Origin of the sequence: Bradyrhizobium rifense, from assembly GCF_008123425.1 — a bacterium.
In the GTDB taxonomy this organism is placed as follows: Bacteria; Pseudomonadota; Alphaproteobacteria; order Rhizobiales; family Xanthobacteraceae; genus Bradyrhizobium; species Bradyrhizobium rifense.
The window spans coordinates 275,473-290,446 of sequence record NZ_VSSS01000051.1 but is presented as its reverse complement, the minus strand read 5'-3'; the positions used below and the strand labels follow the sequence as shown (position 1 = coordinate 290,446).

At 62.2% G+C, this 14,974-nt stretch carries 14 protein-coding genes and 2 pseudogenes; 8 read left to right on the top strand and 8 right to left on the bottom strand.

Features of this window, described 5'->3' with window-relative positions; translation table 11 throughout:
* Window positions 1-21: 21 nt before the first annotated feature.
* The 5 genes from FXB40_RS32170 to rpmB form a co-directional block, all read right to left on the bottom strand.
* A complete protein-coding gene (locus FXB40_RS32170; RefSeq protein ID WP_148776114.1) occupies window positions 22-1,122 on the bottom strand; it encodes an ATP-binding protein in 1,101 nt (366 codons plus the stop codon).
* Window positions 1,112-1,633 carry an ABC-three component system middle component 5 gene (locus FXB40_RS32165; RefSeq protein ID WP_148776113.1) on the bottom strand — a complete coding sequence of 174 codons (522 nt, stop codon included), beginning with the start codon at window positions 1,631-1,633 and terminating at the stop codon, window positions 1,112-1,114. The genes FXB40_RS32170 and FXB40_RS32165 overlap by 11 nt, the downstream gene beginning before the upstream one ends.
* The gene (locus FXB40_RS32160; RefSeq protein WP_148776112.1) at window positions 1,630-2,190 is read right to left on the bottom strand and encodes an ABC-three component system protein; all 561 of its coding nucleotides are present in this window, start codon (window positions 2,188-2,190) and stop codon (window positions 1,630-1,632) included. Before FXB40_RS32160 ends, FXB40_RS32165 begins: the two co-directional genes overlap by 4 nt.
* A 38-nt stretch (window positions 2,191-2,228) precedes the next feature.
* Complete coding sequence (locus FXB40_RS32155) at window positions 2,229-2,423, bottom strand: hypothetical protein (protein WP_148776111.1); 195 nt, start codon at window positions 2,421-2,423, stop codon at window positions 2,229-2,231.
* Window positions 2,424-2,653: 230 nt separating this feature from the next.
* The gene (gene rpmB, locus FXB40_RS32150; protein WP_148751926.1) at window positions 2,654-2,959 is read right to left on the bottom strand and encodes a 50S ribosomal protein L28; all 306 of its coding nucleotides are present in this window, start codon (window positions 2,957-2,959) and stop codon (window positions 2,654-2,656) included.
* Window positions 2,960-3,499: 540 nt separating this feature from the next.
* On the opposite strand from rpmB, the gene FXB40_RS32145 reads away from it, so the two are divergent.
* From FXB40_RS32145 to FXB40_RS32125, 5 genes and pseudogenes are all read left to right on the top strand, one after another.
* Complete coding sequence (locus FXB40_RS32145) at window positions 3,500-4,309, top strand: DUF3108 domain-containing protein (protein ID WP_148776110.1); 810 nt, start codon at window positions 3,500-3,502, stop codon at window positions 4,307-4,309.
* A gap of 661 nt (window positions 4,310-4,970) precedes the next feature.
* Window positions 4,971-8,405 carry a helicase-related protein gene (locus FXB40_RS32140; RefSeq protein WP_148776109.1) on the top strand — a complete coding sequence of 1,145 codons (3,435 nt, stop codon included), beginning with the start codon at window positions 4,971-4,973 and terminating at the stop codon, window positions 8,403-8,405.
* 10 nt (window positions 8,406-8,415) lie between these two features.
* Window positions 8,416-8,682 (top strand): annotated as a pseudogene (locus FXB40_RS32135) (RNA-binding S4 domain-containing protein); the annotation flags it as partial.
* Window positions 8,683-8,818: 136 nt separating this feature from the next.
* Window positions 8,819-9,157: a ferredoxin FdxA gene (gene fdxA / locus FXB40_RS32130; RefSeq protein ID WP_148776107.1), complete on the top strand. Its 339-nt coding sequence runs from the start codon at window positions 8,819-8,821 to the stop codon at window positions 9,155-9,157.
* Window positions 9,158-9,507: 350 nt separating this feature from the next.
* A complete protein-coding gene (locus tag FXB40_RS32125) occupies window positions 9,508-10,308 on the top strand; it encodes a CarD family transcriptional regulator (RefSeq protein WP_187437292.1) in 801 nt (266 codons plus the stop codon).
* A gap of 85 nt (window positions 10,309-10,393) precedes the next feature.
* Here FXB40_RS32125 and FXB40_RS32120 read toward each other — a convergent pair whose 3' ends face one another.
* Window positions 10,394-11,785, bottom strand: coding sequence for an adenylate/guanylate cyclase domain-containing protein (locus FXB40_RS32120; RefSeq protein WP_246208086.1), 1,392 nt, complete (start codon window positions 11,783-11,785; stop codon window positions 10,394-10,396).
* A gap of 120 nt (window positions 11,786-11,905) precedes the next feature.
* A pseudogene (locus tag FXB40_RS49470) lies at window positions 11,906-12,036 on the bottom strand (two-component system response regulator); the annotation flags it as partial.
* A gap of 123 nt (window positions 12,037-12,159) precedes the next feature.
* Here FXB40_RS49470 and FXB40_RS32110 point away from each other — a divergent pair.
* Window positions 12,160-12,765: a hypothetical protein gene (locus FXB40_RS32110; protein WP_187437290.1), complete on the top strand. Its 606-nt coding sequence runs from the start codon at window positions 12,160-12,162 to the stop codon at window positions 12,763-12,765.
* Here the strand turns inward: FXB40_RS32110 and FXB40_RS32105 are convergent.
* Window positions 12,714-13,436 carry a hypothetical protein gene (locus FXB40_RS32105; RefSeq protein ID WP_246208079.1) on the bottom strand — a complete coding sequence of 241 codons (723 nt, stop codon included), beginning with the start codon at window positions 13,434-13,436 and terminating at the stop codon, window positions 12,714-12,716. The two genes, FXB40_RS32110 and FXB40_RS32105, sit on opposite strands and share 52 nt — an antisense overlap.
* Before the next feature lie 125 nt (window positions 13,437-13,561).
* Here FXB40_RS32105 and FXB40_RS32100 point away from each other — a divergent pair, with 125 nt between their 5' ends.
* Both FXB40_RS32100 and FXB40_RS32095 read left to right on the top strand, forming a co-directional pair.
* Entirely contained in the window at window positions 13,562-14,452 is an 891-nt protein-coding gene (locus tag FXB40_RS32100; RefSeq protein ID WP_246208077.1) for a LysR substrate-binding domain-containing protein, read from the top strand.
* Window positions 14,453-14,598: 146 nt separating this feature from the next.
* Window positions 14,599-14,847, top strand: a complete 249-nt coding sequence (locus FXB40_RS32095; protein ID WP_148776103.1) for a hypothetical protein — start codon at window positions 14,599-14,601, stop codon at window positions 14,845-14,847.
* The last annotated feature ends 127 nt before the right edge of the window (window positions 14,848-14,974 follow it).

Here is a 14,974-nt window from a genome sequence, read left to right as displayed (position 1 = left end):
AGATGTGTATAAGAGACAGGGTCAGCTTCCCCGATCGTCATGAAATTCGGCCTTACATAGGTGACAGTGGCCATCGTCGGTTGTCCGGGCGATGGGAGAGAGGCAAGCGGGGCAGATGCCAAAACGGACGTCCCCTAAGTGTTCAGCAGCGGCGCCCGCATCGTCGAGTGACGCAATTTTCTGCTCCAAGTTCCGAATATATTTTCCTGAGTCTGCGATCGCTAGATTTATCGCGTCCCGTTGTTCCTGTATTGAAGCTAGTTTCGTCTGTAGCTGCTGCACCTCTGCGTAGGCGTTCTCCTGCGCCCGCATCGTAGCCTTATCGGCCCCGGCGGCTAAGACCCGTGCGTGCTCGATGCGCTCGATTTCGGCCTGCGTCTCCTGTTGCTCGGCGACTAGCGTTCTTCTTTCGCTTTCGAGCCACTCGAAGTTCAAGCTGTGTTCTGTTTTCCCGAGTACCGCGAACAGGCTCTTCAACTCGGCGCTGAGATCATCAAACTGGCGAGTCAGCGTTCTTATCTGAATCTCGTTTTGATAGAGTCGATTGTCATAAGATCCACAGAGCAGGCGTCCGACGGCGTCGCGCAAAGCCGGCGGATCAAAGCGAGTGTCGTATCGAAAAAGGGTTTCAACAGGGCTTAATTGATCCGAGTACAGAACGCGCAGTATCTGATGGATGGTCAAGTTGCCAGAGACATCACTCGCGACTTCCGGGATGGCTAACAGTCGGAAGATCGCTTGCGAGAAGCTCTCGCGATTTGATGATCTACGATATGGATATCTTATCCATTCGCTGTGAGGAGCGCTTAACGAGGCGTCAAACGTTCCACCAAAGATTTCCATCGGCTGGCCAGTTTCTTGCGAGATGTCTCGACTTAGCGTCGCGGTTAGCCCGTTAAAACGGACCTCTACGACCACGCGCGTGCAGAGAAGGGCTGTTTCGCTCCAATCGGCAAGGTCGCCTCCTAACCCGTAATAAATACAGTTTAGTATCGTAGATTTACCCGAAGAATTTTCTCCTCGAATTACGTTTACGCGTTCGTGGAAGTTCTCGTCGTACGCGCGATGCTCGTTTCGAAACACAACGAGCCGCGTGACAACAAGGGTTGGTTCATGCCGCATCGTAACGGTGCTCCAGCAAACCGGTTCTGGCTTTCAGTCCGTCGCGGCCCAACAGTGAGTATTCGGTAGCTAGCGCCACAATCATTTCCATTAATTGGGAGTCCGCGGCGTTTGCGTTATTCACGCGAGCGCACAGGTCTACAGGTATCGGGACTTTGGTTCTGATCACCATGCCCCGTTGCCAAGCTTCTGGATCGATGATTCCCTTCGTGGCCAGGGTGTCCAGCGCAGCAAGCTGCATTGGCTTCATTCGATCGAAGATCAAGACATCTTCGGGTTGGTTTCCATAAGGGCGCCTTTCTTCGTAAGTCTGCGCGGTCGAACGAAATCTTCTATGTTGGGGTGTTAGGCGAATGTGAGCGATCTCAAATGGGAATAGGAAGTAAAAATCCAATATTCTTATATGATCCACCAGCAACGAAGTGGTGTCTCCAAGCGCGACCAAAATCCGGATGAGTCGGTACATCGTGTGATATGGGTCGAAAGCAGGTTGGTAGGAGAGCTGGATCATGTGTGCCACCGTACGAAGCACTGCTCCGCGAGCCAGTAAATCATTCCCATGGCGGTGCTATGGTTGAGTGTGAACACTGTTGAACCGCACTCCTCAACCACAGGAACTATAATCTGGTCGCGAACGAGCTCATTCGCTTTAACTCGGGAGATATCGGCTAGTTGCGGGTAAATCACATATGTGAATTCAAACTCGGCCTTCGCCAGGAGGTGTGCGAATATCTCTTGCGCTGAAGCGTACATAGACCAACGTTCGAGAAGCTTCGCGAACTGTTCTTTCTTTTCGATTGCGCTCAGGAATTCGTCGGATCGATCTGCAGCAGTGAGCTTGGCCTCAAGCCCGTCGACGCCATCGTGCGTTCTTCGCTTCTGAAAATGCGCCAGCGCTTCGATTGTATGCTTTGCGTGTTCGTTGTTCGCTACTTCTTCTTGGAGCTTCTGTAGAAGTTGCTCCACTTTGGTCAGCGGAGCGCTCGCTGCATAGACATGCGCGATCTTGTCGCGCCCGACTACGTCGCCGTGAGCTGTTGCACCGGTCTGGTCTACTTGAAGAGACATGAAGTGACTGGCGAGTACGACGTTAAGATAAAAAATGGTTAGCTTTGATCGCGACCTGCAAGCTTGTCGCGACCGACCACATCACCACCGGCGGTCGCGCCGGATTGATTGACTAGGTTGCCTGCGTCACTCACTCGGGTGGTGCGTGTAAACTTAAAGGTCAAAAACGAGCCGCCTGCGAGGCCGGCAGCGAAGCTGATAATCTCTGAAAGATGATCCTTGATAACATCCATTGAGTCGCCTCCCAGTCCACAATGTAGCCATAGCTAAATTGGCGCAAGCCTGAGTTGTAGTTAGTCTTTCGGCTATTCGCGCAATCTTAAGGACGAGGTGCGTGTTGCGGTGCCGTTGGGCACCAAAACAAAAACGGCCGGATCTTTCGATCCGGCCGCAACGCAAAACTCTACTTGACTAAGCCAACGCCACGCGACGCAACTTAGCCCCCGCCCAATTCGGAAATCTCTTAGCTGGCCTTCTTGACCGGCGCGTCGCCGACCTTCTTCTGGATGGCGCGCTTCAGCTCGAGGGCGCGCGGCGACAGGACATCGGCCTTGGCCTTGAGCAGGAAGGCGTCGAGGCCGCCATTGTGGTCGACGCTCTTCACCGCGTTGGTGGAGACGCGCAGGCGCACGTTGCGCTCCAGGGCTTCGCTGATGAAGGTCACGTTGACCAGGTTCGGCAGGAAGCGGCGCTTGGTCTTGATGTTGGAGTGGCTGACCTTGTGGCCGACGAGGGGGCCCTTGGCCGTCAGTTCGCAGCGGCGAGACATCTCACTAATCCTTGTTCGAGCCCCCAACGAGTTGCGGCCGCCATTCGGGGCGCCACGGGGGCAAATTCTCTGTCCTTGCAGGGAGCGGGCGGACGTATAGGGGGGAAGCGGCGGGACGTCAAGGTTTTGGGCGGGGATTTGGGGGGCGGAGCCGCCCGGGTGGTGCGCCCCCTCTCCCGCTTGCGGGGGAGGGCTGGGGTGGGGGTCTCGCCGCGGTGGGAACGTAGCAAGTGTCCCCCAGAGGAGAAAGCCCTCACCCGCGCTTTGCGCGACCTCTCCCGCAAGCGGGAGAGGTTACGGAGCCCGCGGCGGGGACACGGGCCGATCACCAAAACGGCAATGTTTAAAACGCCTTACCATCACATAAAGGGCGCAATCCACGCCGAAAGAGTCCGGTGAGTTCCCGGCTTATCGCGCCCGGATACATTGCTTGCGGCCGGATTCGGCTTAAGTAACAAACCACTCGCTTCCCGATTGGATCGTCTCGTGCACACGTCCCCCCTCTTTCCGCCCCGGCTGCGGTCAGCCGGCAGGCTGGCCTTGGCCGCTGTCGGCGGGCTGGTGCTGGCGTGGGCGGCGGAGCCTGCGGCGGCGCAAGGCAAGCTCGAGGCGCAGTATGAAGCGACGCTGTCGGGCATTCCGGTCGGCCGCGGCGCCTGGAACATCGATATCCAGGAGGACGTGTTTTCCGCCGCGGCTAGCGGCGGCACCACCGGCATCCTGAAATCGTTCGCGGGCGGGTCGGGCACCGGCGCCTCGCAGGGGCGCGTGGTCAACGGCGCGCTGGTCGCGTCGGCCTACCAGGCCTCCACCACCACCTCGAAGAAGACCGAAGAGATCCACATCACGCTCGACAAGGGCAATGTGAAGGAGTTCGGCATCATTCCGGAGCCGCCGGTCGATGCCGACCGCATCGTCGTCACCGAGGCGCATCGCCGCGGCGTGTTCGATCCGATGACGGCCTCGCTGGTGCGCGTACCCGGCACCGGCGATCCCTTGTCGCCCGAGGCCTGCCACGGCAGCGCGCCCGTGTTCGACGGCCGCATGCGCTACGAGCTGAAGCTCGATTTCAAGCGCATGGAGAATGTGAAGGCCGAGAAGGGCTATCACGGCCCGGTCGTGGTCTGCGCGCTCTATTTCGTGCCGGTCGCCGGCTACATCCCCGACCGGCCCGTGATCAAATACCTCGCCGCCCAGCGCAACATCGAGATCGCGTTTGCGCCCGTGGCGGGCACACGGATCCTGGTCCCGTTCTGGCTGAAGGTGCCGACACCGCTGGGACCCGCGATGCTGGAAGCGACCAGCTTCATCACCACCGCCCAGCCGCCAAGGGTGGCGAAGACGCAGTAGGGTCGCCGCTGTAGCCTGGATGGAGCGCAGCGCAATCCGGGATTTTTCGCTTTGGCTCCCCGCATTCCGCTCCGCTCCATGCGGGCTACGATCCCGCTCAGCAATATCAACGACTTACCTACTGTGCATGGGGTTGTTTTCGCGAAATGAGTTGGAGCAGCCGCTTTCCGGGGAATCCATTTGACTCCTCCCCGATTCTGATTCGACTCCGCGCCATCCCCAACTTAACGGAATCCGTCACCAAATCGTCGCTTGTGCGGCGCCCCAAAACTCCATCTAGTGCGATGGAAACAGAGTCCCGCGACATGTTGCGTGAACGTAACAGGACTCACCGGGGAGTCAGCGATTCGGCCGCGATTCGTTCTAGAGTCGTTCCGAAGCTTAAAGCGGACAGGGAAAAGCGTCGCAAAGTGAGACAGTTGCGCGGGATTTGGACGGCTCTCTGTTCTCCCTCGCCCCGTTCTTACGGGGAGAGGGTTGGGGTGAGGGGCTGTTTCCACGGATGCGGTGACAGATGGACTCGCGGAGAGTCCCCCTCACCCGGCGCTACGCGCCGACCTCTCCCCGCAAGCGGGGCGAGGTGACTTCCAAGCGCCCAGCACCCCGCCGCCCCAAACAGCACTGACATTCGCCCCAATCGCCACTACCTAATCATTCAGACATGGCCTTTTCTTCTTCCCCCTTCGCCTCCGAGCGCGCGCTGTCCGATCGAGTGCCTGGCGCTGGCGTCACTGCGGTGCTCGGGCCGACCAACACCGGCAAGACCCATCTCGCCATCGAACGGATGCTGGCGCATTCCTCGGGCATGATCGGCCTGCCGCTGCGGCTGTTGGCGCGCGAGGTCTATAACAAGATCGTCGGGCGCGTCGGCGCCGACGCCGTCGCGCTGGTGACGGGCGAGGAGAAGATCAAGCCGAAGAACCCGCGCTATTGGGTGTCGACGGTCGAGGCGATGCCGCGCGACCTCGACGTCTCCTTCCTCGCCGTCGACGAGATCCAGATCGCCTCCGACCTCGAACGCGGCCACGTCTTCACCGACCGCATCCTCAACCGCCGCGGCCGCGACGAGACGCTGCTGCTGGGCGCAGCGACGATGCGCCCGATCATCGAGCGCCTCTTGCCCGGCGTTTCCATGATCACCCGGCCGCGGCTGTCGCAGCTCGAATTCGCTGGCGACCGCAAGATCACGCGCCAGCCGCGCCGGACGGCGATCGTCGCGTTCTCGGCCGACGAGGTCTACGCCATCGCCGAGCTGATCAAGCGCCAGCATGGCGGCGCCGCCGTGGTGCTGGGCTCGCTATCGCCGCGCACGCGCAATGCGCAGGTCGAGATGTTCCAGAACGGCGACGTCGACTATCTCGTCGCCACCGACGCCGTCGGCATGGGCCTCAATCTCGACGTCGACCACGTCGCCTTTGCCTCCGACCGCAAGTTCGACGGCTATCAGTTCCGCCGCCTGACGCCGGCCGAGTTCGCGCAGGTCGCCGGCCGCGCCGGTCGCGCCACGCGCAACGGCACTTTTGGCACCACAGGCCGCTGCGGCCCGTTCGAGCCCGAGCTGGTGAACGCGCTCCAGAACCACATCTTCGACCCCGTGAAGATGCTGCAATGGCGCAACACCAAGCTGGATTTCTCCTCCCTCGGCGCACTCCAGGTGTCGCTGAACCTCGGCCCCGGCCATGAGGCGCTGACGCGGGCGCCCATCGCCGAGGACATGCGCGTGCTCGACCATGCCGCCCGCGACGTCGAGGTGCGCGATGTCGCGCATGGCAAGGAAGCGGTGGAGCGGCTCTGGGAGGCCTGCCAGGTCCCGGACTACCGAAAACTGTCGCCGGCGGCCCATGCCGAGCTCGTCACCACGCTCTACGGCTTCCTGATGCAGAAGGGCTGCATCCCCGATTCCTGGTTTGCGGCCCAGATCGACCAGGCCGACCGTATCGACGGCGATATCGACACGCTGTCGGCCCGGATCGCTCAGATTCGCACCTGGACCTTCGTCGCCAACCGCCCGGACTGGCTGAAAGACCCCGAACGCTGGCAGGGGATCGCCCGCGAGGTCGAAAATAAATTATCGGATGCGCTCCATGAACGCTTGACTGAGCGTTTCGTTGATCGCCGGACCAGTGTATTGATGCGCCGCCTGCGGGAGAACACGAGCTTGAATACGGAAATCGGCAAGACCGGCGAAGTCATCGTCGAAGGCCATGTCATCGGCCGCCTCGATGGCTTCACCTTTGCACCGGATGCGGCGGAAGCCGGCTCCGATGCGAAAGCCTTGCAGGCTGCCGCGCAAGCGGTGCTCGCCGGCGAGATCAACACGCGTGCCGAACGACTCGGCAACGCGCCGGACGATCAGTTCGTGCTGACCTCCGACGGCACCATCCGCTGGACCGGCGACGCGGTGGCGCGGCTGACCGCCGCAGAGGAGGCGCTGCATCCGCGCATCCGCATCATCTCCGACGAGCGGCTGACAGGGAGCCCCCGTGAGAAGGTGCAGGCGCGGCTCGACCTCTGGCTCAAGACGCATATCGAAAAGCTGCTCGGGCCGATGTTCGAGCTGTCGAAGGCCGAGGACGTCACCGGCATCGCTCGTGGCATCGCCTACCAGCTGGTCGAGGCGCTCGGCGTGCTGGAACGGCCGAAGATCGCCAACGAGCTGAAGGATCTCGACCAGCCCTCGCGCGCGACGCTTCGCAAGTACGGCGTCCGCTTCGGCGCCTATCACATCTATTTCCCCGGCATCCTGAAGCCCGCCGCGCGTGCGCTGGCCGCGCTGCTCTGGGCGCTGAAGCAGGACAATGTCGATCTCTCGGCACTGTCGGGCGCTCAGCATCTGGCATCGTCGGGCCGCACCTCGTTCCCGGTCGACAAGCAGCTGCCGCGCGATGCCTATCGCGTGCTCGGCTACAAGCAGGCCGGCGAGCGCGCCGTTCGCGTCGACATCCTGGAGCGCCTGGCCGATCTGATCCGTCCGGCGCTGGCCTGGCGCGACAACGCGCCCGGCGAAAAGCCCGCCGGCGCGTTCGACGGCCGCGGCTTCGTGGTGACGCAGGCGATGACCTCGCTCACCGGCTCCGCCGGCGAAGATTTTGCCTCGGTGCTGCGCGCGCTCGGCTATCGCATGGAGAAGCGTGCGCCGCTGCCGCCGAAGCCGGTTGCGCCCGCTGCCGAGACGCCGGCTGCTGAAGCTGTTGCCGAGACGCCTGCGACCGACGAGGCCGCTGCGCCCGTGGACGCCGTGATCGAAGCCGCAGCCGAGCCAGTCACCGTCGAAGACGCGCCCGGCATGGAGCAGCACGACGAGCCTGCGCACGAAGAGCCTGCGCTCGAAGCTTCGCCCGAAGCGCCTTTTACGCCCGAAGATGCCCCCGGCATCGCGCCGCCGGCGGAAGAAGCTGCTGCTCCCGCCGAGGCTGTTGCTGAAGAGACTGCTGCTGAAGCCGCTCCGGCCGAGATCGCTGCAACCGAAGCCGCTGCGTCGCCCGATGCCGAAGCGCCCGATACTGTTGTGCCTGAGGCTGCGGCGGCGCCCGCCGAGCCGGAGCTCGTCGAAGTCTGGCGTCCCGGTGGCCGTCACGAGGATCGCAAGCCGCGCCACGAGCGCCATCGCCATCAACGTCACAACAACAACCAGCGTCCGCAGGCCGGTACTGAAGCAGGGGCCGCGCCCGCCGAAGGTGAAGCGGCGCAATCAGCCGACGGCGAGAAGCGCGGCGAGCAGCGTCATCGCCACGGCGGTCATCGCAGAGATGGGGCCAAGGACTTCCGCAAGCCGCGCGAAGGTGGTGCCGAAGGTGCGCCGCGTCCGGAAGGGCGCGACGACAGGAACCGCAGCTTCCAAGGTCGAGATCAAGGCAAGGATCGCGACAACAAGGATCGCAACCGCGACAACAAGAAGTTCGGCGGCGATCGCGACAAGGGCCGCGACAATCGTGGTCGTGATCGCGACAAGGGGCGCGACCGTCAGGGCGGTCCGTCGCTGCGTCCCTACGCCTCGAGCGCGAATCCGCGCGAGCGCGATCGCCCGGTCGATCCGAACTCGCCCTTCGCGAAGCTCGCTGCGCTGAAGGAGCAGCTGTCCGGTCGCAAGGAGTGATCCCACGACCGAGCGGCAGCGCCTCGATAAATGGCTGTGGCACGCGCGGGTGGTGAAGGCGCGCACCTCCGCGGCTGAGCTCGTCGAGTCCGGTCACGTCCGCATCAACGGCACGCGCGAGAAATCGCCGGGCCACGCGATCAAGATCGGCGACGTCATCACCGTCGCGCTCGATCGCACCGTGCGTGTGTTGAAGGTGACCGGCTTCAACGAGCGCCGCGGCGATGCGGCCTCGGCGCGCGTGCTCTACGAGGAGCTCGGTGAACGCAAAGAGTAATTAATTGCGCTTCGAGTTCATTTCTTGGTCGATCAAGGGCATAAAGCCGTCATGATCGGGGCTTCCTGATCTTGCAGCGCCGGGCCATCCGCGCTACGCAAGCCGCGACTTTCTAGAGAGCCTTTCGGAGCGTTGGATGACTTACGTCGTCACTGAAGCGTGCATCAAGTGCAAGTACACCGACTGCGTCGAGGTCTGCCCGGTCGACTGTTTCTACGAGGGCGAGAACATGCTCGTCATCCATCCTGACGAGTGCATCGATTGCGGCGTGTGCGAGCCGGAATGCCCCGCCGACGCCATCAAGCCGGACACGGAACCGGGCCTCGAAAAGTGGCTGGAAGTGAACACCCAGTACGCCAAGAGCTGGCCGAACATCACCCAGAAGAAAGAATCACCCGACGACGCGAAGGAATTCGATGGGGTGGAAGGGAAGTTCGAAAAATATTTTTCTCCGAACCCCGGCTCCGGAGACTAAATTCCGTCGCAAACTTAACCCTAATACCTTCGTCAGCGTCGAAAACCAGCCCTGAAGACCCCTAAATCATTGATTTTTGCGGGAAATGTGCTATATTGGGCACATTAAGCTGAACCCCCGATCAGCCCAGTTGGCCCCGTTGGGTTCCCGTGAAACCAAATGTCGAACAGGGGCGTGGCAGTTTCCGCGCGCAGGCTGTGTCACAGAAAACGCGTAAAAAGAGTACTTCAGCGAGGGCTTCCCATAAGGAGGCCAAAAAAGTCGCCGCGGCCAGCCGTAGCGCATCCAAGGGTCGGGCCGCTGCCAAGGCGCCGCCGGCTGCAAAGTCCTCGAAGAACAAAAGAAGCGCAATGCCTAACAAGACTGCCAAACCGGCCGCGAAAGCGACCGTTGCAAAGCCTGCTGCTGCCAAGGCTCCCGCTGCCAAGCCTGTTGCTCCGAAGGCTCCTGTTGCTGCCGCCCCCGCCAAGGCCCCCGTTGCTGCTGCCAAGCCGGTCGTGAAGGCCGCTGCACCCGCGCCGAAGGTCGAGGAAAAGAAGGTCGTGACCCAGCGTCAGGGCTTCAAGGCCAATGAATTCGTCGTCTATCCCGCTCACGGCGTCGGCCAGATCCTGGCCATCGAGGAGCAGGAGATCGCCGGCGCGAAGCTCGAGCTGTTCGTCATCAACTTTATCAAGGACAAGATGACGCTGCGCGTTCCGACCGCCAAGGTCGCCAACGTCGGCATGCGCAAGCTGTCCGAGCCCGCGCTGGTCAAGAAGGCGCTCGAGACCCTCAAGGGCCGCGCCCGCGTCAAGCGCACCATGTGGTCCCGCCGCGCCCAGGAATACGAAGCGAAGATCAACTCGGGCGACATCGTCGCGATCGCGGAAGTCGTGCGCGACCTCTATCGCTCGGAGTCGCAGCCGGAGCAGTCCTACTCTGAACGTCAGCTCTATGAAGCCGCGCTCGATCGTCTCTCCCGCGAGATCGCGGTGGTGCAGCACTCGACCGAGACCGAAGCGGTCAAGGAGATCGAGGCCCAGCTCGCCAAGAGCCCGCGCCGCAACGCCAAGGCGGAAGCCGCCGAAGGCGAGGGCGATACGGATGCCGACGGCGATACCGACGAGACCGATGGCGACGGCACCACGGTCGCCGACGAGGCCGCGTAAGCGGCTCGTCTAGGCAAGAGATCAAAAGCCCGGCCGCTTGGCCGGGCTTTTTTGTTTGTGATGCAAGCGGCGCTCGAGCCTTGCCCTACGGCACCGCGCGCGGCTGGGTCCAGATCGCGATCGGCCGCTCGAGCCCGCGGATCGCTTGAGGATCCAGGGCGATCAACGATGCAAATGTCTCGGCTGTGCTGCCGAGCTCCAGCTTGGCGCGGCTGACGAGATCATGGCTTGCCACCAGCGCGCAGTCGAGCGTGCGCGTCAGTGCTTCGAGGCGGCTTGCGGCGTTGACGGTCGCGCCGATCACGGCGAATTCCAGACAGGTGTGCCCGATGTCGCCGAGTACGACCGGCCCGTAATGCAGGCCAAAGCTGACGTGCATCGGCGGCTCACCGGATGCTCTTCGCCGCGCGCTCCACCCGTCCGCCGCCGCAATCATGGCCTGGGCGCAGCGCAGCGCGTTGCTTGCGTCGTGCGTGCCGGCGAAGGGCGTGCCGAATGTCGCCATCAATCCGTCACCCAGATATTTGTCCAACGTGCCGTCGTGACGGAAAACCTCCTGCTCCATCAATCCGTGGAATTCGCGCAACGTCCGTACCACCTCCTCCGGGGGACGCACATCGGCAAAGGCGGTGAAGCCGACGATGTCGACGAACAGCACCGCGACGTCCTGTGTACGCACCTGCTTCAGTGGCTCGTCGTGCTTCGACAATTCGGTCACGACATTGGGCGAGAAGTAGCGCGCAAGATTGCCGCGTTCCCGTTCCACCGCGGCATGCCGGATCAGCAGATCGTTGCTGCGGCGAACCGCGAGCGCCAGCGTCACGGCGACGATCATGAAGACGACGATTTCCTGGATGCGGAGGCCGAATCCGATCGCGGCGGGCGAGATCAGCGCGAACAGCCTGTGATCGCTACCCACCGCGTCCGCAATGCGGGCGGTCAGTGCGGGATCGCGATCAGGTTGCCACCACACCCAGGCCAGGCCGATCACCCAGAGCGCTGCGGTCCATATTCCGACCGCAACCACGGTTCGCCAGGAATAGGCCAGCGTGGCGGTCGAGAGCAGCACGAAGAAGTAGATGAAGTTGCCGAAATGGTATTGCATCGGCACCGGCCAGTGTGTCGTGCCGAAGGGGTTCGGGACGACGATGACGAATGTGAGCAGCGCCAGGTCGCAGAACAAAAGCGCTAATTCCGACCGCGACACGCCGACCCGCCCAACCCTGACCTGGGCCCAGCCGATCAGTGCGAACAGGCCGAGCAGCGCCACGTAGTAAAGCTGCTCCCATGCCGGGTTGATGGCCGGCAGCAGACAGGCGATGACGCCGAGCGCGACATAGCGCGCCCGTACGGCTAGTTGCAGGCCCTCCTGCTTGCCGGCTTCGAGTGCCGCCTGTGCAAACTGAACGGTTTCGGTCTCACGCTGGCTGCGGGCACGCGATGGCGCGGCAGGCGAGACGAGGCGCTCGACGAGCATTGTCACGGGGCGGTCTCCTCGCTTGGGCTGTTGCAGCACAGCGGCGGCCGTTGGCCGCCGCATTCGACAGTCTAGTGATGCACAGCCGCGAGGTCATCAGCTGAGGTGAGTGTGTTTCCCCCGCGCGTCGAGCGCGACTTGGGTGTTGCCTTCGGCCTTAAAGCCGCTTCGATGTCGTCGATGTTCGAAGGCTTTGCCAGATAGTGGCAGGTTCCTGACTTGATAGCTTCGATGGCGGTGGAGATGCTCGATCATTGGTCCCGGTGAACCCGAAGCCGGTTCGCAGGCACTGATGAAAGCAATGGACAACGCAGCTTTCACAGATGGCCAAGCCGATCTCCCGCGTCCTTCAGTCCTGCCTCCTCCTGTGTTGCATGACCTTTCCTGCTGCACCTGCCGAGCGCATCGTATTCAAATATGAAAATGCCGCCGATCTGCGCGGCCTCGTCAATGTGTTGACGGCCTTCCGCGCCGCTTGCCTTGCCGAGCCCGTGACATCGGGCCTGCCCACCCAGCTTGTCCCCGACGGCTATCGCATCGTCACCCGCGCCGTCCACATGTGGGGCAAGGAAGACGGATCGTTTCCGGATACGGCCATCCTGTCGAAGACCGGCGAGGAGGACAGTGATGTTGCCGGCGGCTACCCCATCATCGATTTCACGCTTCCGACTGCAAAACTGCCCGACGGTGCATGCAGCGTCAGCTGGAAGCGGCGTTGGAGGCAGGACTATCCCGACGGCGCCAGTCGCCTGAGCCTCGACATGGCAGCGTCCCTTTCGGCGCGCGTGTCTTACTATCTGGATGCGACGCTGCTCTCGAAGCCCAACGACACCTTCGCCGTCGCCGACAGCTATAGCGACCTGACGACGTGGCGGACGGAATGCAAGGCAACCAGGCTTTGCCGCTTTGACGTTAATGCGCGCTTCGATCAGCAGGGTATTGACGTCACGATCATGTTGCGGGGAGAGGTGGAGAAGTAGTCATTTCCTGACCAACGGAATCTGCAAATTGGTCGGCCGGTTCTGCTCCGTATCGAAGCCGCGGCCGTCGATTTGCGCGCGCCCCAGAACAACAGGTCGCCCCTGAGATAGACGAGGTCGTACTCCATGAAGTTCGTGGCCTCGGCGAGGCCGAAGGGAGCGAAGGTCTTGCCGAAGATGCTCTGGGGCACGCCTACGGCCCAGGGCGCGTATCCGGCGGACGCGACCTTATTGAGCACATCGGCAAATCCCTGGGCCAGCGGCGTGACCTCATAGGTCTCGTCCGCGACGAAGTCGACCTTCTGCGCGCCCGGAGCGATGGGATGCGCACCCCTCCACAGCATATGGCCGCCAATCCTGATCCGCGCGAGCGGCACGGCGCTGTAGGGATCGGCCGAGTTGACGATTTCGAGCTCGAAACGGTCGGAGGGGAGATATTTGAAAGACCGCTTGAGATAGAATGGCTTGAGCGTGCCATCGGCGTTCTTCGCTGCGCTCGGGCGCACCTCCGGCGCGATGCTTTCCCAGTCGCCGAGCAACGCCTGCTTCAATCCTGTCACGTCCAGTTCCATGCTGTTTGCCTTCGCTTGCGTGTTGGAGGATTGCGCAGCCGCTTCGCCAGATCCCGCCAGCGCGAGGATCAGCAGCGCCGTTTGAATGCCCTTGAGCATGTGAAGCTCGCTCCCGTGCGCCCCTGCCTGCCAAGCAGACCTCGATCACGCCGGCTATACGGGCCGCTGGTCGCCTGGAAAAAGACTTTGTAAGCTGGCCCCATGCCTGCGAGATATGGGAGATCATGATGGAGCTTCGGCATCTCCGCTACTTCGTTGCCGTTGCCGACGCGGGCAGCTTGACTGTTGCGGCCGAGCAGAAGCTGCACACGTCGCAGCCGTCGCTCAGCCGGCAGATCCGCGATCTCGAGCAGGAGGTCGGCGTTCCCTTGATGAATCGCAGCGCCCAAGGCATCGCGCTGACGGCGGCCGGCAAGGCCTTTCTCGAGCACGCCAGAATGGCGCTGCTTCAGGCGGAAGCTGCCAAGGAAGCAGCGCTCCGCGCCGCGCAGCCGCCGCAGCCCGCGTTCGCGCTGGGTTTTCTGTCGGGCGCCGAGATCGACCTGCTGCCCGAAGTGGAGCGCGTTCTGCGCGGCGCGTTTCCCGGCATCGATATCCGCCTGTCGAGCGATTACTCGCCCTCGCTCGCCAAGGCTCTGATGCGGCGAAAGCTCGATGCCGCTTTCATCCGGCCGGAGGAGCATATGGAAGATCTGGCTTGCCGGCGCGTGCGAACCGACCCGTTGGTCTTCGTCTTTCCAAGGGATCATCGCCTGGCTTCGCGGACCCATGTGGCGCCGGAGGAGGTTGCAGAAGAGACGTTCTATCTTCCGTCGAAATCTGCGCCGGCGGTCCGCCGTATCGTTCTGGAATATTTCAACCGGGCCGGCATCGACCTCAAGCCTGACCGCGAAGTCCACAACGTCGTCCATGCGATCTCGATGATCGCATCGACGCGCGGCGTCATGATGCTGCCGGCCTACACGAAGCGATATTTGCCGGAGACGATCACGACCCGGCCGGTGCAGGGAGAGGCCCCCGTGATCGACCTCGTCGTCGCCTATCACAAGGCGAACAAGTCGCCGATCCTGAAGCTGCTTCTCTCGGAGGTCGGCAAGCTCGCGTCGTCGCCCTGAATTTTTGCGACGCGTCAAAAGAAGGCGCGCATTTCACTTTGTAGTGACGGAGACGGTTGTAATTATCGTGTGAAGCTCAGGTTGTGCTATGGCCTGTAACGCTACAGGGAGGGGGAGAATCTAAGAAAATCTCAAGGGAGCCAACCATGACAAGAAAACTATTCGTCGCTCTTGCAATCCTTTCTCTCTCGGCTTCTGCCGCTTCGGCAGCGCATCGTCATCACCACGCCCTGAATGCACAGGCTGGCGTTCCGGATCCTGCTTCTCCGCCTCCAACGGGTTGGACGGGTGGTCCGAACAGCAGCGATCACGCCACCTATCTCAAAAATTTGCACGATTCCGGCTACAACCCGAAGAACGATTTCGACGCCAACGGGCACATCGCGGGCCAGTAGCTATTGCTTGAACAGCGAAGGCGGAAGCGCGACCACAGGCTTGCATTCCTCGTGGATAGAAGGCGGCGCGCTTCCGCTGCCGCGTATGGGCGAGATTGTCGTCGGCCGATCTGCCCGGCGAGAGCGG